Source organism: Streptomyces sp. TAA040 (genome assembly GCF_000424845.1).
Window position 1 is genome coordinate 142,625 of sequence record NZ_AUKR01000006.1, and the last position, 21,178, is coordinate 163,802.

Genomic DNA, 21,178 nt, shown 5'->3' on the forward strand with positions numbered 1-21,178 from the left:
CGTCTTCAGGGCATACGCTCGGTGGGGTGAACCAACTGCTGTCACTCCAGTCCGGCACTCGGACCGATGATGAGACGCCGCTGCCCGGCGCCCTCCCGGAGGCGCTCCGGGCCGAGCTCGTCGGGTTCCGGCGCGACCTGCACATGCACCCCGAGCTGGGTCACCAGGAGTTCCGGACGACCGCGGCGGTCAAGACCCGCCTGGAGCGGGCCGGGCTGCGCCCCCGGGTCATGCGCTGCGGCACGGGCGTGATCTGCGACATCCACCCGGACGCCGCGGACGCCTGGGACGGCGTACGGCCGATGCTGGCGCTGCGGGCGGACATCGACGCGCTGCCCATCCCGGACACCAAGGCCGTGGCCTACCGCTCCACGGTGCCGGACCGAGCGCACGCCTGCGGCCACGACGTGCACACCACCACCGTCCTCGGCGCCGGGCTCGTCCTCGCCGAGCTGGCCCGGGAGGGCCGGCTCCCGCACTCGGTACGGCTGATCTTCCAGCCCGCCGAGGAGGTGCTGCCGGGCGGCGCCACGGACGCCATCGAGTCCGGCGCGCTGGACGGCGTCGGCCGGATCATCGCCGTCCACTGCGACCCGCGGGTGGACGCCGGGCGCATCGGCCTGCGGACCGGTCCGATCACCTCCGCCTGCGACCGGCTGGAGCTGGCCCTGGGCGGTGCGGGCGGCCACACCGCGCGCCCGCACCTCACCACCGACCTGGTGACGGCGACCGCGAAGGTGGCCACCGAGGTGCCCGCGCTGCTCGGCCGCCGGGTGGACGCCCGGTCCGGGCTGGCGCTGACCTGGGGCCGGGTGGCCTCCGGTCACGCCTGCAACGTCATCCCCCAGCAGGCCGAGCTGTCCGGCACGGTGCGCTGCCTGGACCTGGAGGGCTGGCGGGCCGCACCCGACCTGGTGCACGCCGCGGTGGACGAGGTCGCGGCGCTGCACGGTGCCAAGTCGGAGATCAACTACATCCGGGGTGTCCCGCCGGTCGTCAACGAGGAGACCACCACCGAGCTGCTGCGGGACGCGATGACCCTCCGCCTCGGTGCGGACGCGGTGGAGTCCACCGAGCAGAGCCTCGGCGGAGAGGACTTCTCCTGGTACCTGGAGCACGTCCCGGGCGCGATGGCCCGGCTCGGCGTCCGCCCGCCCGGTGACACCGTCCCCCGCGACATCCACCAGGGCGACTTCGACGCCGACGAGTACGCCCTCACCGTCGGCGTGGAGCTGTTCACCGCGGCTGTCCTCCTCGACGCCGTCCGCGACTGACGCTGTCCGCGACTGACGCCTTCGGGCAGGGGTCGGCCGGGCGAGTCCCGGTCCCTGCCCGAGAGCGGCCCGCACGAGGCTCTGCGGGGGCGGCCGGAACCACGCGTTCCGCCGTTCGGCGCACTCGTGCGGCGGTGGTGCGCGGCCGTGCCGACGGGTGTCGTGCACAGCGCGGAGGAGTGGCTGAAACTCGATGTTCACACCGAATCGATAACGGAGCCCAGTCAGCCCTTTACCTGACATCTACGCGCGTTACTCTGAGCCGGAAAGCCAGCGCCGGAAGAGGCGCTTTTCGAGAGTCGAAGGAGACCTCCTCTTGCGTCGCGTCCCCAAGCTTGCCGCCGCGGTCACCGCCACCGCGGCCCTCGCGTTCACCACCGCCGCCTGCGGCGGCACATCCACCGACTCCGGTTCCGACTCCGGGGAGACCAAGGGCGCCGCCCTCGCCTACGACGTCGGAGGGCGCGGCGACCAGTCGTTCAACGACGCCGCCTACGCCGGGCTCGCCGAGGCCGAGGAAGAGTTCGACTTCGAGGGCCAGGACGTCGAGCCCTCCGACGGCGAGACCGACGCCGACAAGGCGAGCCGGCTCAACGAGCTGGCCCGGCAGGGCTACAACCCGGTGATCGGGGTCGGCTTCGCCTACGCCAAGGCGATCGAGGAGGCGGCCGAGAAGAACCCGGACGTCACCTTCGGCCTGATCGACGACGAGACCGTGCAGGGCGACAACATCGTCAACATGGTCTTCAGTGAGGAGCAGGGCTCCTACCTCGCCGGAGTCGCGGCGGCCAAGGTCACCGAGACCAAGACCGTCGGCTTCGTGGGCGGTGTCGAGGTGCCGCTCATCGGCAAGTTCGAGGCCGGCTTCGTCCAGGGCGTCAAGGACACCGACGACGCGATCGAGATCAAGCGCCAGTACCTCACCCAGCCGCCGGACATGGGCGGCTTCGCCAAGCCGGACCTGGGCAAGGCTGCCGCGCAGGGCCAGCTGGACGCCGACGCCGACGTGCTCTACCACGCCGCCGGCCTCGCCGGACAGGGCGTGATCGAGGCCGCTTCGGCCCGCGACACGTGGGTCATCGGTGTCGACTCCGACCAGTACGAGCAGAAGACGCTGGCGGACTTCAAGGACAACATCCTCACCTCGATGACCAAGGACGTCTCGGACGCGGTCTTCCAGCTCATCAAGTCGGTGCAGGACGAGGACCCGCAGTCCGGTGTCGTGCGCTACGACCTGGAGGAGAACGGTGTCGGCCTGGCCGACTCCAACCCGGCCTTCACCGACATGACCGAGGTCCAGGACGCGGTCAAGGAAGCCAAGGACGCGATCGTGGCGGGCGAGATCGAGGTCAAGAGCGCCCCGTGACCCCCGCGGCCGTCCGGTGACGCGGCCCGTTCCGTGAGCGGAGGAACCCGCTGTACGGAACGGGCCCGTCCACGGCCCACCGCTCTACGCGCGTAGTGCCTGTCGGGCACGGTAGCGTCACCCTCGCCCACCCGGGTCCCCGGCGGCTCCCCCCCCCGCAGCCCCGGCAGGTACTTCCGAGCGACTCCTTAGCCCCGAGGAGAGTCACCATCAACGCGTCAAGCAGCCCGCCGGCCGTCGCCCTGGCAGGGATCACCAAACGCTTCCCCGGCGTCGTGGCCAACCACGACGTCCATCTGTCCGTACGCACCGGGACCGTGCACGCCGTCGTCGGTGAGAACGGCGCGGGCAAGTCCACCCTGATGAAGATCCTCTACGGCATGCAGAAGCCGGACGAGGGGACGATCACCGTCGAGGGGGAGCCCGTCACCTTCGCCGACCCCGGTGACGCCATCGCCCGGGGCATCGGGATGGTCCACCAGCACTTCATGCTGGCCGACAACCTCACCGTGCTGGAGAACACCGTCCTGGGCAGCGAGTCGCTGTACGGGATCGGCGGCCGCGCCAGGCGTCGCATCGAGGAGATCTCCGAGGCCTACGGCCTCGGCGTCCGCCCCGACGCGCTGGTGGAGGACCTGGGGGTCGCGGACCGGCAGCGCGTGGAGATCCTCAAGGTGCTCTTCCGCGGCGCCCGCACTCTGATCCTCGACGAGCCCACCGCGGTCCTGGTGCCGCAGGAGGTGGAGGCGCTCTTCGCCAACCTCAGGGAACTCAAGGCGGAGGGCCTCACCGTCCTCTTCATCTCCCACAAACTCGGCGAGGTTCTGGCGGTCGCCGACGAGATCACGGTGATCCGCCGCGGGACCACCGTGTCGTCCGTCGCGCCGGCCGACGTCACGGCCAAGCAGCTCGCCGAGCTGATGGTGGGAAGCGAGCTCCCCACCCCGGAGACCCGGGAGTCGACCGTCACCGAGACGCCGATGCTCCGGGTGGACGGCCTCACGCTCAACCAGCGGGACGCCGACCACGGGACCCGGACCGTACTCGACGGCATCACCTTCACGCTCCACGCCGGCGAGGTGCTGGGCCTGGCCGGGGTGGAGGGCAACGGGCAGACCGAGCTGATCGAGACCCTGATCGGCACCCGGCACCCGGACAGCGGGACCCTCGTGCTCGGCGAGCAGGACATCACCGGCTGGGCCACCCGCCGCCGCCGCGAGGGCGGGATCGGCTACATCCCCGAGGACCGCCACCGGCACGGTCTGCTGCTGGACGCGCCGCTCTGGGAGAACCGTATCCTCGGCCACGTCGGCGAGAAGCCCAACAGCAAGGGCTTCTGGCTCGACCTCAAGGCCGCCAAAGCCGACACCGGGCGCATCGTCGAGGAGTACGACGTGCGCACCCCCGGTATCGAGGTCACCGCGGGCTCGCTCTCCGGGGGCAACCAGCAGAAGCTGATCGTCGGCCGGGAGATGAGTCACCACCCGCGGTTCCTGATCGCCGCCCACCCCACCCGGGGTGTGGACGTCGGCGCCCAGGCGCAGATCTGGGACCAGATCCGGGAGGCCCGCCGGGAAGGGCTGGCGGTGCTGCTGATCTCCGCCGACCTGGACGAGCTGATCGGACTCTCGGACACCCTCCGCGTCATGTACCGCGGCCGGCTGGTCGCGGACGCGGACCCGGCCACCGTGACGCCGGAGGAACTGGGCTCGGCCATGACCGGCGCGGCCGGCGGCCACCTGGAGCACACGTCCGCGGACGAAGCCACCGACGGTCCGCGGGACGCTGGGGGAGAGGAACGATGAAGAAGTTCGACAAGGACCGGCTGCTCCTGGCGGTCGGCGGCCCGGTACTGGCCATCGGCGTGGCGGTGCTGCTCACCTCGGCCGTCCTGCTGCTCTCCGGGCGCAACCCGGTCGAGCCGTACGTGCTGATGGTGGAGTACACGGCGAACGCCGACATCCAGGTGCTGATCGTCAACCAGGCCACGACCTACTACCTCGCGGCGCTCTCGGTTGCCATCGGCTTCCGGATGAACCTCTTCAACATCGGTGTGGACGGCCAGTACCGGCTGGCCGCCATGACGGCGGCCCTGGTCGGCGCGTCCGTGACGCTCCCCGGCCCGCTCCACATCGCGCTGATCCTGCTGGTCGCCATGCTGGTCGGCGCCTTCTGGGCCGGGATCGCCGGTCTGCTGAAGACGACCCGGGGGGTCAGCGAGGTCGTCGCGACGATCATGCTCAACGCGATCGCCACCAGCCTGATCGCCTGGCTGATCCTGCCCGCCCAGTTCGGCCAGCAGGTCGGCAACAACCTCAACACCGGGATCATCGACGAGTCCGGCTGGTTCCCCGGCTTCGACCTCGGCGACGCCGGGGAGATCCACGGGTTCATCCTCGTCGCCGCCCTCTGCGGCTTCGTCTACTGGCTGGTGCTGGGCCGCACCCGCTTCGGCTTCGACCTCCGCGCCACCGGGGCCAGCCAGAGCGCCGCCGCCGCCAGCGGCGTCGACGCCAAGCGGATGGTGTTCAACAGCATGGCGCTCTCCGGGGCCGTCGCCGGCCTCGCCGGGATGCCCGTCCTGCTGGGCGACTCGCACACCTACAGCCTCGACTTCCCCGCCGGGGTCGGGTTCACCGGCATCACCATCGCGCTGCTCGGCCGGAACCACCCGATCGGCATCGCCTTCGGAGCCCTGCTGATCGCCTTCCTGGACAAGGCCTCGGCGACCCTCGACTACAACGGCTACGAGAAGGAGATCGCGACGATCATGCAGGGCCTGATCGTGATCGCCGTGGTCATCTCCTACGAGTCCGTCCGCCGGTACGGGGTCCGCCGGCAGCAGCAGAAGGTCGGCGAAGAGCTGGCCGCAGCCGCCCACAACGGTCAGCAAGCCCGCAAGGAGGCCTCGGCATGAGCACCGCTCTCACCAAGCCGGCCGCAACCGCAGCCCGACCGGCCGGTCGCCGTAAGCTCACCCTCGCGGAGTGGATGCTCGTCCTCGCCGCCGGTCTCTTCCTCTTCGCCGCCGTCCGGGTGATCACCGGCGCCCACGGCATCTCCTCCGTCGGCCAGGTGTCCACTGCGCTGCGCCTCGCCGTACCGATCGGCCTCGCCGGCCTCGGCGGCGTGTGGGCGGAGCGCGCGGGCGTCATCAACATCGGCCTCGAAGGCATGATGATCCTCGGCAGCTGGTTCGGCGCCTGGGCCGGTGTGCAGTGGGGTCCCTGGGCCGGTGTGGTCCTCGGCGTGGTAGGTGGCGCGCTGGGCGGCCTCGTGCACGCGATCGCCACCGTCGGCTTCGGCGTCAACCACATCGTCTCCGGCGTCGCCATCAACGTCCTGGCGGTGGGTGCCACGCGCTACCTGTCGAGCTTCACCTTCGCCGAGATGGAGGGGGGAACGGTGAAGCAGTCGCCCCCCATCGAGGACATCGCCAGCATCACTGTCCCCTGGCTGTCGGACGCCATGCGGACGCTGAACGGGAAGCACTGGTTCTTCGTCTCCGACCTGGCCGGGTTCGTCGGCGGCGTCACCACGAACCTGTCGCTGCTCACCGTCGTGGCGCTGTCGCTGATCCCGCTGACCTGGTGGGTGCTCTGGCACACCGCCTTCGGCCTGCGGCTGCGCTCCTGCGGGGAGAACCCGATCGCCGCCGAGTCGCTCGGGGTCAACGTCTACCGGTACAAGTACCTGGCGGTGATGATCTCGGGCGGATGCGCCGGGCTGGGCGGTGTCTTCCTGGCCGAGGTGGCGTCGAACATCTACCAGGAGGGCCAGACGGGCAACCGGGGCTACATCGGCCTCGCCGCCATGATCTTCGGTAACTGGATGCCCGGCGGAATGGCACTGGGCGCGGGACTCTTCGGCTACACGGACAGCCTCAACCTCCGCGGCGGAGGCCAGAACGTGCACGCGCTGCTCCTGCTGCTGGCCCTCCTCATCGCCCTGGCCTGCGCCTGGGAGATCTACCGCAAGAAGTACCTGACGGCGTTCGCCGCCGGTGGCACCGCACTGGTGCTCTTCGCCTTCTACCAGGCGGCCGAGGCCGTGCCCAGTCAGTTCGTCAGCGCGGCGCCGTACGTCGCCACCCTGCTGGTGCTCGCCCTGTCGGCGCAGCGGTTGCGCATGCCCAAGGCCAACGGCAAGCCGTACCGGAAGGGCGAGGGGAAGTGACCGTCCCGGACTGGACGGCGCTCCGCGAGCGGGCCCGGGACGCGATGTCCCGGGCCTACGCTCCCTACTCCGGGTTCCCGGTGGGTGCGGCGGCCCTGGTCGACGACGGGCGCACCGTGACCGGCTGCAACGTGGAGAACGCCGCCTACGGGGTGGCACTGTGCGCCGAGTGCGGGCTGGTGTCCGAGCTGGTGTCCGGCGGCGGTGGCCTGCTGACCCACTTCACCTGCTGCGACCGCAACGGCGAGGTGCTGATGCCGTGCGGCCGGTGCCGCCAGTTGCTGTGGGAGCACGGCGGCCCGAAGCTGCTGGTGGACACCGCGAGCGGTGTCCGGCCGATGGCGGAGCTGCTGCCGGACGCCTTCGGCAGCGCCGACCTCGCACGCTGACCCGGGGCGCCCGCCCGGTCCGCACACCTCCCCGTACCCCCGCACGTCCTGCCCCACCTGTACGCCCCGCCCCACCGCACGTCCGACACGAGGAGTCCCATGGATGCGATCTCCGTCATCCGCGCCAAGCGCGACGGGCTGGCGCTCGTCCCCGAGCAGATCGACTGGGTCATCGACGCCTACACCCGGGGCGCGGTGGCCGACGAGCAGATGTCCGCGCTGGCGATGGCCATCCTGCTGAACGGGATGGATCGGGGCGAGATCGCCCGCTGGACCGCCGCGATGATCGCCAGCGGCGAGCGGATGGACTTCACCGCGCTGCCGCGGCCGACGGCCGACAAGCACTCCACCGGCGGAGTGGGCGACAAGATCACTCTGCCGCTGGCCCCGCTGGTGGCCGCCTGCGGCGCCGCCGTCCCGCAGCTCTCGGGCCGGGGCCTGGGCCACACCGGGGGCACCCTGGACAAGCTGGAATCCATCCCGGGCTGGCGGGCGCTGCTCGCCAACGAGGAGATGATGGCCGTCCTGCGCGACGTCGGCGCGGTCGTCTGCGCGGCCGGCGACGGACTCGCCCCAGCGGACAGGAAGCTGTACGCGCTCCGCGACGTCACGGGCACGGTCGAGGCGATCCCGCTCATCGCCAGCTCGATCATGTCCAAGAAGATCGCCGAGGGCACCGGCTCGTTGGTGCTCGACGTCAAGGTGGGCTCCGGCGCGTTCATGAAGAACCTGGACGACGCCCGTGAGCTGGCGCGCACCATGGTCGGGCTCGGTACCGACCACGCCGTGCGGACCGTCGCGCTGCTCACCGACATGTCCACGCCGCTCGGGCGCACCGCGGGCAACGCCCTGGAGGTCCGCGAGTCGGTCGAGGTGCTGGCAGGCGGCGGACCGGCGGACGTTGTCGAACTGACCCTGGCGCTGGCCAGGGAGATGCTCGACGCGGCCGGGCTCCCGGACGCCGACCCCGCGAAGGCGCTGGCCGACGGCTCCGCGATGGACCACTGGCGGCGGATGATCACAGCGCAGGGCGGCGACCCGGACGCCGAGCTGCCGGTCGCCCGGGAGCGGCACGTGGTGGCGGCGCCGGCCTCCGGCGTGCTCAGCCGGCTGGACGCCTACGCCGTCGGCGTCGCCGCCTGGCGGCTGGGAGCCGGCCGGGCCCGCAAGGAGGACCCGGTGCAGGCCGGGGCCGGTGTGGAGCTGCACGCCAAGCCCGGCGAGCAGGTCGCCGCCGGCGAGCCGCTGATGACCCTGCACACCGACACCCCGGACGCCTTCGCGTACGCGCTGGAGGCGCTGGAGGGTGCGGCGGGGATCGGCGGCGCGCACACCCCCGCCCCGATCGTGCTGGACCGCATCGCCTGACGGCGGGGCTCAGCCCGCGGCGGCGGCGAGCCGCTGCGCGGCGGTCGCCCGGCGGGTGGCGTGCACCGTGATGCCGCCGGCGGCAGTGAGCGCGACGAGCGCCACCGCCACCGTCGCGCCCCACCCGGCGGCGTGGAAGGCGAGGGCGCCCGCCGTGCCGCCGACCGAGCTGCCCAGGTAGTAGGCCATCTGGTAGAGCGCGGATGCCTGCGCCCTGCCGGTGGTGGCGGTGCGGCTCACGGAGGAGGACGCGGTGGCGTGGCCGGCGAAGAAGCCCGCGGTGATCAACACCAGCCCGGCGACCACCGCGGCGACGGAGTCGGCCAGGCTCAGCAGCAGCCCGCCCGCCGTCGTGCCGATCGCGAGGTGGAGGGTGCCGCGCCTGCCGAGTCGGCCGACCAGCCGTCCGGCCGCCGCCGAGCTGCCGGTGCCCACCAGGTAGATGACGAAGATCGAGCCCACCAGGCCCTGGGAGAGCCCGAAGGGCTCCGCGACCAGTCGGTAGCCGATCACGGTGTAGACGGCGCCGAAGACCACCATGAAGAGCATGCCGATCGCGTACAGGCGCCGCAGCAGCGGTTCGGCGAGGTGGCCCCGGACCGTCGCGGCCAGCGCCCGGGGGGCCAGCGGCGCGGGGGTGAAGTTCCGGGCGGCCGGGGCGAGCAGCCGGAAGGCCGCGGCGCAGAGCAGGGCGAGCACCGCCACGGCCAGCAGCGCGGTCCGCCATCCCCAGCCCTCGGCCACCCATCCGGTGAGGATGCGCCCGCTCATGCCGCCGACGCTGTTGCCGGCCACGAACAGCCCGATCGCGCCGACCAGCGCCTTCGGACGCAGCTCCTCGGACAGGTAGGCCATCGCCGAGGCGGGGACGCCCGCGATCGCGGCCCCCTGCACCGCGCGGAGGGCGACCAGCACCTCCAGGTTGGGGGCCAGCGGCTGGAGCAGCGCGACACCGACCGCCACCGTCACCGAGACGGTCATCAGCCGCCGCCGTCCGAACCGCTCGGAGAGCATGCTCAGCGGCAGCACGGACACGGCCAGCGCCAGTGTCGCGGCGGAGATCGTCCAGCTCGCCCGGCCGGGGGTCACGCCGAAGTCGGCGGAGAGTGCCGGGAGCAGGGCCTGGGTGGAGAACAGCAGCGCGAAAGCGGCCAGGCCGAGGGCGAACAGCGCGAGGTTGATCCGGCGGTTGCCGCCCGGAGCGCCGGGCGGGGACGACGGAAGGGAGGCACCCGTGCCGACAGGTGCCCCGGTATCGACGGAAGGCATGTTTCGAAGGTAAAGTGCCCCGCCTCATGCGTCCAATGCACAAAATGCGACGTATTCATGCGCCCGTGCATAAGTACAGGTGAGAGGTCACTGTGTCATCGCCCGGCAACAGGAATGACATCCCGGCAACACCGCGCAGCGCCGAGATCGACGCCGGCTCCTGGGCGGCCCTGCTGACCCCGAGGCTGGCCCGGTTCGTCGCCGTGGCCCGGCACGAGCACATCACCAGGGCCGCCGGGGAGCTCGGCGTCCCGCAGTCCACCCTGAGCCGGGCGATGGCCGGGCTGGAGGCCGACCTCGGGGTGGCGCTGCTCGCCCGGCACGGCCGCACGGTCTCGCTCACCCCGGCCGGGCGCGCTTTCCTCGCCTCGGTCGAGCGGGCCCTCGCCTCGGTGGAGCAGGCCGCCGAGGCGGTGCGCGCGGACGCCGACCCGGCCACCGGCAAGGTCGCCTTCGGCTTCCTGCACACCCTCGGCCCCGAGACGGTCCCCGGGCTCATCCGCGCCTTCCGCGCCGAGCACCCCCGGGTGCGTTTCTCCCTGGTGCAGAGCTACGGGGAGGCGATGCTGGAACGGCTGCGCGGCGGTGACCTGGACCTGTGCCTGACCTCGCCGGTTCCCGACGAGCCCGGCCTGGTGGTCCGCCGGCTGGACGAGCAGCGGCTGCGGCTGGTGGTGCCGGACGACCACCGGCTGGCCGGACGCAGGCGGGTCCGGCTGGCGGAGGCGGCGGAGGAGCAGTTCATCACCCTGGAGCCGGGCTACGGCATGCGCCGGATCTTCGACGCGCTGTGCGCGGAGGCGGGGTTCAAACCGCGCATCGCCTTCGAGGGCGAGGAGGCGGAGACCCTGCGGGGACTCGTCGCGGCAGGTCTCGGGGTAGCTCTGCTGCCTCCGCCCACTGTCTCCCGGCCGGGGGTGCGCGAACTCGCCGTCTCGGCGCCCCGTGCGGTCCGGGAGATCGGGCTCGCCTGGCTGGAGGGGCACCCCGACACACCTCCGGTGGCCGCGTTCAAGCGGTTCCTGCTCGGCCGCCGCGGCCACCTGCTGGCCTGAGCCCCCGCACGGGGGTGCCGGGCGCCGTCGGGCGGTCAGCGCGGTGGGCGGCCGAACCCGGTGGCCAGCGGCATCCGCAGGCCCAGCGGCGGGGGAGCGGCCAGGGCGTCCCGCAGTGGGCGGGTGAAGTCCTGCCCGCAGAGCGTGCCCCGGACGAAGTCCGCCGCCAGCGCGGCGACGTCCTCCCGCCGCTGCCGCAACCCGTGCCGGTCGCTGTGCACCTCGAAGCGGCACACCCGTGCGTCGGCCTTCTTGGCGCGTTCCGCGAGCCGGTAGGAGAGCTCCGGCGCGGTCCGGCGGTCGTCGGTGCCGTGCACGAGGAGGACCTGGCGGCCGATCAGCTGCCGGACGGGCTCCTCGCCGGTCTCCGGCAGCCACGGACCCAGCGCCAGCACCGCGTGGACCGCCGGATGGCTCGCGGCGCGCAGTGCCGCACGGGCCCCCAGGTCCGTCCCGACCAGGCACACCGGGACCTCCCCGTAGCGCCGCCCGATCTCGTCCAGTGCCCAGGCGGTGTCGGCGACCGGGTGGGCGGCCTCGCCGTTCCAGCCGCGGTAGCGGTAGTGCACCACGTGCGCCACCAGCGGCGCGTCCGGTGCGGCCCGCACCAGGGTGCGGGCCAGCGGCCGGAGCGCCGCCGCGGTCAGCGGGGAACTGCGCCGGAGCGAGTCGGGCACCCCGCCGGGCAGCAGCAGGACGACCCCGTGGACCGTTCCGTCTTCGGTGGCGGACGTGCCGATCGGCCGTCCGAGCCGGGCGTCCCGCCCGGCCGGCGCATGCTGAGTCACGGGAGAACGATGGCAGAAGCGGCGGTGCACGGCAGGTGCCGGGCGTCACCTTTCGGTATCGAAGGCCCGGGTGCGCCGGTGGAAGGGGCCCGGGGCCCGGATCACGGAGGGTGTCGGGGTGGTGCGTCTACGCGCGTAGTATTAGAGTAAGGAGATGACGAGCGAGACCCTCAGGCATCAGCCTTCACCGGAGCACATCCGCAGCGCGCCCAAGGTGCTGCTGCACGACCACCTGGACGGCGGCCTCCGGCCGGCCACCGTCGTCGAGCTGGCTGCGGAGGGCGGCTACACCGCACTGCCCGAGTCGGACGCCGAGGCCCTGGGCACCTGGTTCCGCGCGGCCGCGGACTCCGGCTCGCTGGAGCGCTACCTCGAAACCTTCGCGCACACCTGCGCCGTGATGCAGACCCGCGACGCGCTGGTCCGGGTCGCCGCGGAGTGCGCGGAGGACCTCGCCGCCGACGGCGTGGTGTACGCGGAGGTCCGCTACGCCCCCGAGCAACACCTGGAGGGCGGACTCACCCTCGAAGAGGTGGTGCACGCCGTCAACGAGGGCTTCCGCGAGGGGGAGCGCCGGGCGGCCGGGAAGGGCCGCCGGATCAGGGTCGGCGCGCTGCTCACCGCGATGCGGCACGCGGCCAGGGCCCTGGAGATCGCGGAGCTGGCCAACCGCTTCCGGGACCGCGGCGTCGTCGGCTTCGACATCGCCGGCGCCGAGGCGGGCTTCCCTCCCACCCGCCACCTGGACGCCTTCGAGTACCTCAAGCGCGAGAACAACCACTTCACCATCCACGCGGGCGAGGCGTTCGGGCTGCCGTCGATCTGGCAGGCCCTCCAGTGGTGCGGTGCGGACCGGCTCGGGCACGGCGTCCGGATCATCGACGACATCAAAGTGGCCGAGGACGGCTCGGTGGAGCTGGGCCGGCTGGCCGCCTACGTCCGGGACAAGCGGATCCCGCTGGAGCTGTGCCCCAGTTCCAACCTCCAGACCGGTGCCGCGGCCTCCTACGCCGACCACCCGATCGGGTTGCTCCGCAGGCTGCGCTTCCGGGCGACGGTGAACACCGACAACCGGCTGATGAGCGGGACCAGCATGAGCACGGAGTTCGAGCACCTGGTGCGGACCTTCCACTACACCCTCGACGACATGCAGTGGTTCACCGTCAATGCGATGAAATCCGCTTTCATTCCTTTTGATGAGCGCCTGGCAATGATCAACGACGTGATCAAGCCCGGATACGCGGAACTGAAAGCGCAGTGGCTGTTCCGGCACACCGCCGCCGAACGCGCCTCGACCGGCGACTCCTCCCTTTACCGGAACTGAGGTCCGGGGGAGCGGCGGACATTCGAGACACCGTCCGGGGAAAGCGGAGGGCCGTGGCCCGATGCGGTGGGAAAGCCCTCGGGTGTTTGCGGCGGGCCGCCGGGGGCGGCTACGTTCGGTGAGCTTTCCGAGCCACCACGTGAGGACGTAGCCGAAATGAAGCAGGGAACCACCAGGGCCCTCGGGGTCACCGCCTTCGGTGCGGTCGTCGCCGTCGCTGCCGCCGGCAGCGCCGCCGCAGCCGGGCCGGCCGACGCCTTCCAGCAGGTGGCGGCGAACACCGAGACCATGAGCGTCGAGGACTCGGTGCTCGACCTCCCGGGGAACGCCGCGTTCGCCGCCGCCGCCACCCGCGGCTCGCTGGAGGAGGCCGACGCCACTGGCCCCAGCGGCCCGGTGGCCGAGCTGCTCGGCGGGGTCCCCGTCGCGGGCGGCGCGCTGAGCAGCGTGAACCTCCCCACCGACCCGCTCACGCAGGGCGGGCTCCCGACCGACGGCCTCACGCAGGGCGGTCTGCCCATTGGCGGTCTTCCGCTCTGAGCAGAGCACCGCGGCCGGTGTCCGGGCCCACCTGCCCGGACACCGGCCGCCGGCGGTGGCGGGCCCGGTCGAGCACGGTCACCAGGCGCTGCGCGTGCTGTCCTGGGGCAGCAGCACCCACAGGGCGAGGTAGAGCAGGAACTGCGGGCCCGGAAGCAGGCAGGACGCCAGGAAAATGATCCGCACCGTGGTCGCCGAGGTCCCGAAACGGCGGGCCAGCCCGGCGCACACACCTGCGATCATCCGGTCCTCGCGGGAGCGGGATAGTGCGGCCATGGGAATACTCCTTGTCTGACGGGGTGCGGACGCCGAAGCGGGTTCCCCCGCCCGGATCTCGCAATCCGCAAGGGGCCGTACCGATCGGCCGTCCCCGTGCGTCAAACGTAGGGCGAACGACTTCCCGAGGCGTCGGCCCGAGGAGCGACATCGACCCCGTAGGGTCTCCGGGTCCGACCCCGAAGGGTGCGGACCGGCGCCACCGTTCCCGCACCGGGGGCCGGGCAGGCGTGCCCCGGCGCCGGGGCGGCCGGACCACCCGTTGCCAGGGCCGGCGGTCGCCCGGGAGCCGGCGGCCCGATCGGCGACGCCGGTCCGGGCGGCGGGACGCGTACGCCCCCCGGCGCAGCGGATTCACCGCCCCCCGGCGCGTCCCCGCCTCCGGCTGCGGGGGTCGCGAACCGGCGGCGGAGCAGGAGCCGCACCGTCGGGTACAGCAGCAGGTGGGCCGCGGCCGCCCCGACGACGTTGAGCAGCACGGTGTCGACGTTCACCATCTGGCCCGGCACGGCCGAGCGCAGCGCCTCCAGGCCGATGGCCAGGAGCGCCGTGGTCAGCGCGGTGCGGACGAAGGAGCCCAGACGGGAGCCACACCTCCCCGAGGCCAGCGGCAGCAGCGCGCCCAGCGGCGCGAGGAGCAGCAGTTCACCGCCCAGACTGTGCAGCGCGGCACGCGGGCCGCGGGCCAGTTCGCGTTCGATGGTGGCGAAGAGTTCGACGCTGGCAGCGTCCACCCAGGGGACCGTCAGCGGTCGCAGCGTCAGCCAGCCGATGAACAGCAGGTAGCCCGACAGCGCCACCAGCCCTGCCGCACGGACCCGGGTGGCGGCACTACCGCCGAGACGATGACGCTGCACGCAGAGGAGGACGCCGCACCGCGGGAGACCGGTTCCCGGCAATCCGCCAATCTTCGCCACCGTCCGCCCCGGAACCGCGCCACCCCGCGGGGAGGCCGGGACTGCGCCACCGGGACGGAACGCCCCCGGAGCCGCGACGGCCCGACGGCGCCGGGGGTCAGGGGGCGGAGGTGGCGCTGGCCGGCTCGCCCGCGCTCTCGGCGGCCTGGACGGCCGTCCGCAGCGCGGTGTTGCAGTCGTACCGCAGGACAGGGCGGGCGGGGTCGTCGGCGGGCCCACCCAGCTGGACCCGCCCCCGGGAGTCGGCCACCGTGGAATCCGCGAGGGTGCACACCAACTGGCCCAGGGCGAACGAGGGGAGCTGGTCGATCCGCCGGTTCAGCCGGAGCGTACGCGGGTCGTCGTGCTCCAGCGGGCCGGATATCCGCAGCTCCGGCGGGACGGCCGTGCTGAACCCGGCCTGCTTCTCCGCCGGGTCGGGGTCGCGCCGCAGCTCGTCCAGCAGGGCGCGCGCGACGGCCAGCCGGTCCGCGGCGGAGTCGCCGCGCGGCAGTGCCAGCGGCCGGCGCACGTCGGCCACCCGGGAGCTGCACACCAGGGACACCCGGATGCGGGTGCGGTCGTCGGCCGGTTCGCCGGCCCCGCCGGGCACCGCGCAGGCGACCCGGGTCGGAGCGGGGCCGTCGTCGACGGGGATCTCGGTGGCTCTGATGCCGCAACCGGCCAGAGCCAGGACGAGGGCGGTCGGACCGAGCGCCGCGGCCCGTGCACGGCGGTTGCCTCCGCGTCGGTTCACCGGTTCTCCCCCTCGCGGGCGGCGGCCCGGTCCGTGCCGTCGCCGTGCCCGCCCTCCTCGGCGTCCTCCCCGTCGTGCGGCGGGCCGCTGTCCCGGGGGAGGCGGAGCGTGAACTCCGCCCCGCCCTCCGCGGCGTTGCGCGCGGTGATCTCGCCGCCGTGGATGTGGGCGTTCTCCAGCGCGATCGACAGCCCCAGGCCGCTGCCCTCGGAACGCGGGCGGGAGGCGCTGGCCTTGTAGAACCGGTCGAACACGTGCGGCAGCACCTCCCCGGGGATGCCGGGTCCGCGGTCGGCGACCTCGATGGTCAGCTCCTCGCCCCCGGTGCGCACCGACACCCGCACCGGCGAGCCGCCGTGCTTGAGCGCGTTGCCGATCAGGTTGGCCAGGATCACGTCCAACCGGCGCGGGTCGAGCCGCGCCATGATGCCGCGGTCGGCGTCCAGGTGCACCGCGTCCAGCCAGGCCCGTGCGTCGATGCAGGCGGTCACCTGGTCGGCGACGTCCACGTGGTCGAGCACGAGCCTGGCGGTTCCCGCGTCGAAGCGGGTGACCTCCATCAGGTTCTCCACCAGGTCGTTCAGCCGCCGGGTTTCGCTCACGACCAGGTGCACCGCCGGGGCGATCATCGGGTCGAGGTTGTCCTGCTCGTCCTCCAGCACCTCGCTCACCGCGGAGATCGCGGTCAGTGGGGTCCGTAGCTCGTGCGACATGTCGGCGACGAAGCGGCGGCTGGCCTGCTCGCGGGCGCTGAGCTCCGCGACCCGCTCCTCCAGCGAGGCTGCGGCGCCGTTGAACGTCCGGGACAGTTCGGCCAGCTCGTCTCCACCGGTGACCTGGAGGCGGGTGTCCAGCTTTCCCTCGCCGAGCCGGCGGGCGGCGTCGCCCAGTCGCTGCACCGGCCGCAGCACGGTGGAGGCGGCGGCCTGTGCCAGCAGCACGGAGCCGATCAGCGCCAGGCCGGTGGCGATCGCCAGCGACCAGGCGAGCGAGTTCAGGTCGTCCCGCTCCGGCTCCAGCGACTTGAGCATGTAGCCGGTGGGTCCGCCGCCGACCACGGTCGCCCCGGCCACCAGGTAAGGGGTGTCCCCCTTGATGACCCGCTGCCAGTACAGGTGGTACGGAGCGCCGTTCCCGGCCTCCCCCTCGCGGCGCTCGTTCACCGCGTCCTGGAGCTTGCCAGGCACGTCGTCCAGCGAGAAGCCTCCCCCGGAGGTGACGGCGCAGCGCTGCCCGTCCTCCTGCCGGTCCAGCAGCACCACCTGGTAGTTCTGGGCAGTGGTGGCCATCGAGTCGCCGGCCTCCTGCAACTGGTCGCACGTGGGGTTCGGGGCCAGACCGCCCGAGTTGTCCCCGAGCGTGCGGTGGAAGTCGTGCAGCGCGGCGTTCTGTGCCCGGGTGAGGACCGCGTCCCGGTTCAGCCAGTAGGCGATGCCGGAGGCGGCGACCGCCGCCGTCAGCGCCACCAGCGCGAAGACGACCACCAGCCGCAGCCGCAGGCTGGGCAGCACCTCGGCGATTTTGCTCCGCACCCGGCGGAACCGCCGGATCACCGCTGCGTCCCGTCGACGGCCGTCCCGCTCACGCGGGGGTGTCCAGGCGGTAGCCCACTCCGCGGACGGTGCGGATCAGGGTCGGGGACGAGGGCACGTTCTCGACCTTTGCCCGCAGCCGCTGTACGCAGGCGTCCACCAGGCGTGAGTCGCCGAGGTAGTCGTGCTCCCACACCAGCCGCAGCAACTGCTGCCGGGACAGCGCCTGGCCCGGTCTGCGGCTCAGCTCCAGCAGCAGCCGCAGTTCGGTCGGGGTGAGCTGGAGGTCCTCGCCGTTCTTGGTGACGGTCATCGCCGAGCGGTCGATGACCAGGCTGCCGAACGCGGCCGAGTCGCTGGCCTCCCGCTCGCCGCGCCGCATCACCGCCCGGATCCGGGCGTCCAGCACCCGGCCCTGCACCGGCTTCACCACGTAGTCGTCGGCGCCGGACTCCAACCCCACCACGACGTCGATGTCGTCGCTGCGCGCGGTGAGCAGGATGATCGGGAGCTGGTCGTTGCGGCGGATGCGCCGGCACACCTCGAATCCGTCGATGCCCGGCAGCATCACGTCCAGCACGATCAGGTCGGGGCGCTGCTCGCGCAGCAGTCTGAGGCCGTCCTCGCCGGAGGCGGCGCTCACCACGCGGTGCCCCTGGCGGGTGAGACCCATCTCCAGGGCGGTACGGACAGCGTCGTCGTCCTCGATCAGCAACAGGAAAGCCACCGCGCCATTCTGGCCCATCGGGGCCCCGGACTTCGACCGGTGTCCCGGTACGGGCATCTCCGGGCTCCTTCCGGGCACTTCGTGGCACGCTCGGACGGCTGCCGGGCATACCGGAACGCCCGTGCATGCTGTGACACCGCTGTGACAGTCAGGGGACCGGTTGATGAAACTGGCCCGGCAGGGTGGTGTGCACAAGGCAAGCGACGGGCTGGCTCCAGAGGGAGGCGCGAGATGACCACACTGCACGGAACTCACACCAGCGCAGTACTTCACACGCGTCCGCACCCTGTTTCGGTTCCCGGGACCCGGAACGCGGAGAAGACCGGTGCGGTGGGCGGGCGGAGCCGCACTCGCGGCACCGGTCGGCCGCGCCTGTCGCACATCGCGGCGGTGCTGCCCGGGGACGACCGCGCGGAGCGGGCGGGGGACCCGACGGCCGCGGCGGGTGCCGCCCCTCCGGGGCCGGCCGGGGCCGCGACCCCGGCCGGTGCCCGGCCCGAGGCCGCTCTCTCCTCGGAGGCGGAGTTCACCGCCTACGTGCGGGAGCGCCGATCCGCCCTGTACGCCACCGCCTACCACCTGACGGGTGACCGCTTCGCCGCCGAGGACCTGCTCCAGAGCGCGCTGTTCTCGACGTACCGGGCCTGGGACCGGATCAGCGACAAGGCGGCCGTCGGCGGCTACCTGCGCCGCACCATGACGAACCTGCACATCAGCGCCTGGCGCCGGCGGAAGCTCAACGAGTACCCGACCGAGGAGCTCCCGGAGTCACCCACCGGCGACGACCAGGACGCCATGCGCGGCACCGAGCTGCGGACCGTGCTCTGGCAGGCGCTCGCGCGGCTGCCCGAGACCCAGCGCACCATGCTGGTGCTGCGGTACTACGAGGGCCGCACCGACCCGGAGATCGCCGAGCTGCTGGACATCAGCGTCGGCACGGTCAAGAGCAGCATCTGGCGGTCGCTCCGGCGGCTGCGCGACGACGAGGTCCTGGCCTTCGGCCGTGACCAGCAGGAGTGCTTCGGGGAACTGGTCGCCTGAGGGCACCACCCGGAGTCGGGGGGAAGCGGCGGCACCGCGCGGGGGGAGCGGGGGCCGTCCGAGGGGGAGCAGGGGAAACGGGGGGCACGGGCGGGTGCGGACGGCCGGGGGTCGGTCCGCACCCGCCCGTCCGTGCGTACGGCCGTCGGGCCGCAGGCGCGGAATCAGCGCCGGACGCGCCGACGGCCGTCCTCGCGGGTGCCGAGGGGCGTGCCGGCGGCGGCCCCGATCCGGGCCAGCGCCTCACGCTTGCGGCAGGGGTGCGCGCCCAGTTCCGTGTGACGCCGGACGATGGCCGGTTCGGTGCGCATCAGCCGCCAGCCGCGCCGCACCAGTACGGACAGGGACTTGCGGCCCTCGCGCACGTCGCGCAGCAGGCGGCGGCGGAAGGTGGTGGACGGCCGGCCCCGCAGGCACAGGGCGTCCGCGAGCAGCCCCAGCCGTGCGCAGCGCCCGGCGATGTCCGCGGCGAAGATGCCCTCGGCGACGAAGAGGCCGGCGCCGCCCAGTTCCACGGAGGTCCGGCCCGTCACGGAACTGCTCGCGATGTCGTACACGGGGACGGACGCGTGTCCGGTGGCGCACAGTGCGCGGACCACGGCGACGGCGGCGTCGGCGTCCCAGGACAGCGGGGCGTCCCAGTCGGTGGCGGAGCCGTCCGCGACGAGTGGGAGGGTCGGGTCGCCGCGCTCCTTGTAGAAGTCGTCCAGCCGCAGCACAGGGAGGCCGGCGCGGGCGGCTAGCGAGGACTTTCCCGATCCGGAGGGGCCGGTCAGCAGGATCACGCGGGCGGTGTCGTTCACGGGAAGCCATTCTCGCGCATTCGGCTGTCCGGGTGACCCCCCGGGCGGACGCGTGACCCGAACGGGTGCGGGGTACTACGCTGCGGGGTCGCCCGAGCACACCGAGCAGCGAACCACGAAGAGGTGCCTCATGGCCGCTCAGTCCCGCCACGCCCGACAGGCCCGCCACGCCCGCCCCCGCGACCCCCGGGTGCTGCGAGCCGGTCTCTCGCTCTCCGTCGCCGGTGCCGCGCTGCTGGCCGGGGCGGGCTCCGCGCAGGCCGCCGAGGTGGTGAGCACCGGCAGTCCGGTGGAGACACTCGGCTATGCCGTCGCCCCCGTCACCGATCTCAAGCTCTACCCGTTGGCCGGTACCGGGGTCGACCCGCTGGACAACGTGATCGGCACCCAGGTGGCGGACTTCCCGCCCGTCAGTACCGCCCCGCTGACCGACCCGGTGACCCAGGGCGGCACGCTCGGTTCGCTGCCGGTGACCGGCGAGGTGACCGGCCTGCTCCCGGGCGGTTGATCGTCCGCCCGTGCACGTCCGCCCCCGGGAGTGCCCGTTCCGGGGGCGGACGTGCGCGGTCAGGGGCGGCTGTCGCCGCCCGGTGCGGCGGAGGCGTCCAGGGTGCGGGTCAGTGCGGTGAGCCGGTTACGGAGATCGGCCATGTCGGGGACCGCCAGGCCGGTGGCCGCCCCGACCTGCCGCGGGACGTCGAGCGCCCGGGTGCGTAGTTCCCGGCCCGCGGAGGTGAGGTGGACGACGACCGAGCGCTCGTCCCGGGTACTGCGCTCCCGCTGCACCAGCTCGGCGGCCTCCAGGCGCTTGAGCAGCGGGGAGAGCGTCCCCGAGTCGAGGCGGAGCCGCTCCCCGAGCTTCTTGACGGGGATGTCACCCTCCTCCCAGAGGACCAGCATCACCAGGTACTGCGGGTAGGTGAGGCCCAGTTCACCGAGCAGTCCGCGGTACACGGAGCCGAAGGCCCGGGACGCGGCGTGCAGGGCGAAGCAGATCTGCAGGTCGAGCCGGAGGAGTTCCTGCTCGGTGGCCGGGACGCTGGGCGTGGTGGAGCTCTCCATGGAGGAAAGTGTACCTCTTGGTTGTGTGCAATTAAATTGTGTGATGCACTTCTGGCGTCGGTTCGCAGCCCGTGGACCGGAAGGACCGGAGAGGGATGGTTTCCATGGACGCGCTCTACACCGCCGTCGGTACCGCGAACGGACGCGAGGGGCGGGCGGTGAGCTCGGACAGCCGGATCGACCTCCCGCTGGCACCTCCGAAAGAGCTGGGCGGCAACGGTGAGGGCACCAACCCCGAGCAGCTCTTCGCGCTCGGCTACGCCGCCTGCTTCGCCAGCGCCCTGAGCATGGCCGGCCGGCAGGCGAAGGCCGACACCAAGGACGTCTCCGTGACCGCCGAGGTGGGCATCGGCAAGGACGGCACCGGCTTCGGCCTGGCGGTCGTCATCCGGGTGGAGCTGCCCGAGGAACTGGCCGGTGACACCGGCCGGGAGCTGGCCGAGAAGGCACACCAGCTCTGCCCGTACTCCAAGGCCACCCGCGGCAACATCGACGTCAGCCTCGTCGTCGAGTGACCGGCGCCCCGGCGGTACGA

At 72.8% G+C, this 21,178-nt stretch carries 22 protein-coding genes; 13 read left to right on the forward strand and 9 right to left on the reverse strand.

The annotated features are described in order from the left end of the window. Positions 1 to 26 precede the first annotated feature (26 nt). The 7 genes from H300_RS0106345 to H300_RS0106375 all read left to right on the forward strand — a co-directional run bounded on the left by H300_RS0106345 (position 27) and on the right by H300_RS0106375 (position 8,573). Complete coding sequence (locus H300_RS0106345) at positions 27 to 1,274, forward strand: amidohydrolase (RefSeq protein ID WP_028426767.1); 1,248 nt, start codon at positions 27 to 29, stop codon at positions 1,272 to 1,274. 316 nt (positions 1,275 to 1,590) lie between these two features. Continuing rightward, positions 1,591 to 2,640, forward strand: coding sequence for a BMP family ABC transporter substrate-binding protein (locus H300_RS0106350; protein ID WP_028426768.1), 1,050 nt, complete (start codon positions 1,591 to 1,593; stop codon positions 2,638 to 2,640). A gap of 209 nt (positions 2,641 to 2,849) precedes the next feature. Then, positions 2,850 to 4,445 (forward strand): ABC transporter ATP-binding protein, encoded by a 1,596-nt coding sequence (locus H300_RS25285; RefSeq protein WP_037979331.1) that lies wholly within the window; start codon positions 2,850 to 2,852, stop codon positions 4,443 to 4,445. Continuing rightward, positions 4,442 to 5,557: an ABC transporter permease gene (locus H300_RS0106360; RefSeq protein ID WP_028426769.1), complete on the forward strand. Its 1,116-nt coding sequence runs from the start codon at positions 4,442 to 4,444 to the stop codon at positions 5,555 to 5,557. The genes H300_RS25285 and H300_RS0106360 overlap by 4 nt, the downstream gene beginning before the upstream one ends. Then, entirely contained in the window at positions 5,554 to 6,816 is a 1,263-nt protein-coding gene (locus tag H300_RS0106365; protein WP_028426770.1) for an ABC transporter permease, read from the forward strand. The genes H300_RS0106360 and H300_RS0106365 overlap by 4 nt, the downstream gene beginning before the upstream one ends. Next, positions 6,813 to 7,205 carry a cytidine deaminase gene (locus tag H300_RS0106370; protein WP_028426771.1) on the forward strand — a complete coding sequence of 131 codons (393 nt, stop codon included), beginning with the start codon at positions 6,813 to 6,815 and terminating at the stop codon, positions 7,203 to 7,205. Before H300_RS0106365 ends, H300_RS0106370 begins: the two co-directional genes overlap by 4 nt. A 99-nt stretch (positions 7,206 to 7,304) precedes the next feature. Then, positions 7,305 to 8,573 (forward strand): thymidine phosphorylase, encoded by a 1,269-nt coding sequence (locus H300_RS0106375; RefSeq protein WP_028426772.1) that lies wholly within the window; start codon positions 7,305 to 7,307, stop codon positions 8,571 to 8,573. Positions 8,574 to 8,582: 9 nt separating this feature from the next. Here the strand turns inward: H300_RS0106375 and H300_RS0106380 are convergent, their stop codons facing one another. Continuing rightward, positions 8,583 to 9,842, reverse strand: coding sequence for an MFS transporter (locus tag H300_RS0106380; protein WP_028426773.1), 1,260 nt, complete (start codon positions 9,840 to 9,842; stop codon positions 8,583 to 8,585). A 92-nt stretch (positions 9,843 to 9,934) separates the two neighbouring features. Between H300_RS0106380 and H300_RS0106385 the strand changes: the two genes are divergently transcribed. Beyond that, positions 9,935 to 10,897: a LysR family transcriptional regulator gene (locus H300_RS0106385; protein WP_028426774.1), complete on the forward strand. Its 963-nt coding sequence runs from the start codon at positions 9,935 to 9,937 to the stop codon at positions 10,895 to 10,897. 35 nt (positions 10,898 to 10,932) lie between these two features. Here H300_RS0106385 and H300_RS0106390 read toward each other — a convergent pair whose 3' ends face one another. Continuing rightward, positions 10,933 to 11,685 (reverse strand): alpha/beta hydrolase family protein, encoded by a 753-nt coding sequence (locus tag H300_RS0106390; protein ID WP_028426775.1) that lies wholly within the window; start codon positions 11,683 to 11,685, stop codon positions 10,933 to 10,935. Positions 11,686 to 11,839: 154 nt separating this feature from the next. On the opposite strand from H300_RS0106390, the gene H300_RS0106395 reads away from it, so the two are divergent. Together H300_RS0106395 and H300_RS25290 are read left to right on the forward strand one after the other, a co-directional pair. After that, entirely contained in the window at positions 11,840 to 13,009 is a 1,170-nt protein-coding gene (locus tag H300_RS0106395) for an adenosine deaminase (RefSeq protein WP_028426776.1), read from the forward strand. A gap of 156 nt (positions 13,010 to 13,165) precedes the next feature. Then, positions 13,166 to 13,549: a hypothetical protein gene (locus tag H300_RS25290; RefSeq protein ID WP_051269581.1), complete on the forward strand. Its 384-nt coding sequence runs from the start codon at positions 13,166 to 13,168 to the stop codon at positions 13,547 to 13,549. 78 nt (positions 13,550 to 13,627) lie between these two features. Here the strand turns inward: H300_RS25290 and H300_RS0106405 are convergent, their stop codons facing one another. The 5 genes from H300_RS0106405 to H300_RS0106425 form a co-directional block, all read right to left on the reverse strand. Further along, positions 13,628 to 13,825: a PspC domain-containing protein gene (locus tag H300_RS0106405; RefSeq protein ID WP_028426777.1), complete on the reverse strand. Its 198-nt coding sequence runs from the start codon at positions 13,823 to 13,825 to the stop codon at positions 13,628 to 13,630. Positions 13,826 to 13,926: 101 nt separating this feature from the next. After that, positions 13,927 to 14,682: a VanZ family protein gene (locus H300_RS30925; RefSeq protein WP_158678328.1), complete on the reverse strand. Its 756-nt coding sequence runs from the start codon at positions 14,680 to 14,682 to the stop codon at positions 13,927 to 13,929. A 157-nt stretch (positions 14,683 to 14,839) separates the two neighbouring features. Then, entirely contained in the window at positions 14,840 to 15,478 is a 639-nt protein-coding gene (locus H300_RS25300; protein WP_037979279.1) for a hypothetical protein, read from the reverse strand. Continuing rightward, positions 15,475 to 17,010 carry an ATP-binding protein gene (locus H300_RS25305; protein ID WP_486583579.1) on the reverse strand — a complete coding sequence of 512 codons (1,536 nt, stop codon included), beginning with the start codon at positions 17,008 to 17,010 and terminating at the stop codon, positions 15,475 to 15,477. The genes H300_RS25300 and H300_RS25305 overlap by 4 nt, the downstream gene beginning before the upstream one ends. A gap of 49 nt (positions 17,011 to 17,059) precedes the next feature. Further along, the gene (locus tag H300_RS0106425; protein WP_199779142.1) at positions 17,060 to 17,737 is read right to left on the reverse strand and encodes a response regulator transcription factor; all 678 of its coding nucleotides are present in this window, start codon (positions 17,735 to 17,737) and stop codon (positions 17,060 to 17,062) included. A gap of 231 nt (positions 17,738 to 17,968) precedes the next feature. Here H300_RS0106425 and H300_RS0106430 point away from each other — a divergent pair, with 231 nt between their 5' ends. Continuing rightward, positions 17,969 to 18,778 (forward strand): SigE family RNA polymerase sigma factor, encoded by an 810-nt coding sequence (locus H300_RS0106430; RefSeq protein ID WP_028426779.1) that lies wholly within the window; start codon positions 17,969 to 17,971, stop codon positions 18,776 to 18,778. Between the two features lie 164 nt (positions 18,779 to 18,942). Here the strand turns inward: H300_RS0106430 and H300_RS0106435 are convergent, their stop codons facing one another. Then, complete coding sequence (locus H300_RS0106435) at positions 18,943 to 19,581, reverse strand: hypothetical protein (protein ID WP_028426780.1); 639 nt, start codon at positions 19,579 to 19,581, stop codon at positions 18,943 to 18,945. A gap of 130 nt (positions 19,582 to 19,711) precedes the next feature. On the opposite strand from H300_RS0106435, the gene H300_RS0106440 reads away from it, so the two are divergent. After that, entirely contained in the window at positions 19,712 to 20,089 is a 378-nt protein-coding gene (locus H300_RS0106440; RefSeq protein WP_028426781.1) for a hypothetical protein, read from the forward strand. Between the two features lie 59 nt (positions 20,090 to 20,148). On the opposite strand, the gene H300_RS0106445 is transcribed toward H300_RS0106440, so the two are convergent. After that, entirely contained in the window at positions 20,149 to 20,643 is a 495-nt protein-coding gene (locus H300_RS0106445; protein WP_028426782.1) for a MarR family transcriptional regulator, read from the reverse strand. A 104-nt stretch (positions 20,644 to 20,747) separates the two neighbouring features. Here H300_RS0106445 and H300_RS0106450 point away from each other — a divergent pair, with 104 nt between their 5' ends. Next, positions 20,748 to 21,158 carry an organic hydroperoxide resistance protein gene (locus H300_RS0106450; protein WP_028426783.1) on the forward strand — a complete coding sequence of 137 codons (411 nt, stop codon included), beginning with the start codon at positions 20,748 to 20,750 and terminating at the stop codon, positions 21,156 to 21,158. Positions 21,159 to 21,178 lie beyond the last annotated feature (20 nt).

Bases quoted from the DNA above. Each gene is read 5' to 3' on its own strand.
- H300_RS0106440 (WP_028426781.1), top strand. From the start codon at position 19,712: ATGGCCGCTCAGTCCCGCCACGCCCGACAGGCCCGCCACGCCCGCCCC.
- H300_RS0106450 (WP_028426783.1), top strand. From the start codon at position 20,748: ATGGACGCGCTCTACACCGCCGTCGGTACCGCGAACGGACGCGAGGGG.
- H300_RS25290 (WP_051269581.1), top strand. From the start codon at position 13,166: ATGAAGCAGGGAACCACCAGGGCCCTCGGGGTCACCGCCTTCGGTGCG.
- H300_RS0106375 (WP_028426772.1), top strand. From the start codon at position 7,305: ATGGATGCGATCTCCGTCATCCGCGCCAAGCGCGACGGGCTGGCGCTC.
- H300_RS0106360 (WP_028426769.1), top strand. From the start codon at position 4,442: ATGAAGAAGTTCGACAAGGACCGGCTGCTCCTGGCGGTCGGCGGCCCG.
- H300_RS0106380 (WP_028426773.1), bottom strand. From the start codon at position 9,842: ATGCCTTCCGTCGATACCGGGGCACCTGTCGGCACGGGTGCCTCCCTT.
- H300_RS0106405 (WP_028426777.1), bottom strand. From the start codon at position 13,825: ATGGCCGCACTATCCCGCTCCCGCGAGGACCGGATGATCGCAGGTGTG.
- H300_RS0106365 (WP_028426770.1), top strand. From the start codon at position 5,554: ATGAGCACCGCTCTCACCAAGCCGGCCGCAACCGCAGCCCGACCGGCC.
- H300_RS0106445 (WP_028426782.1), bottom strand. From the start codon at position 20,643: ATGGAGAGCTCCACCACGCCCAGCGTCCCGGCCACCGAGCAGGAACTC.
- H300_RS0106395 (WP_028426776.1), top strand. From the start codon at position 11,840: ATGACGAGCGAGACCCTCAGGCATCAGCCTTCACCGGAGCACATCCGC.
- H300_RS0106430 (WP_028426779.1), top strand. From the start codon at position 17,969: ATGACCACACTGCACGGAACTCACACCAGCGCAGTACTTCACACGCGT.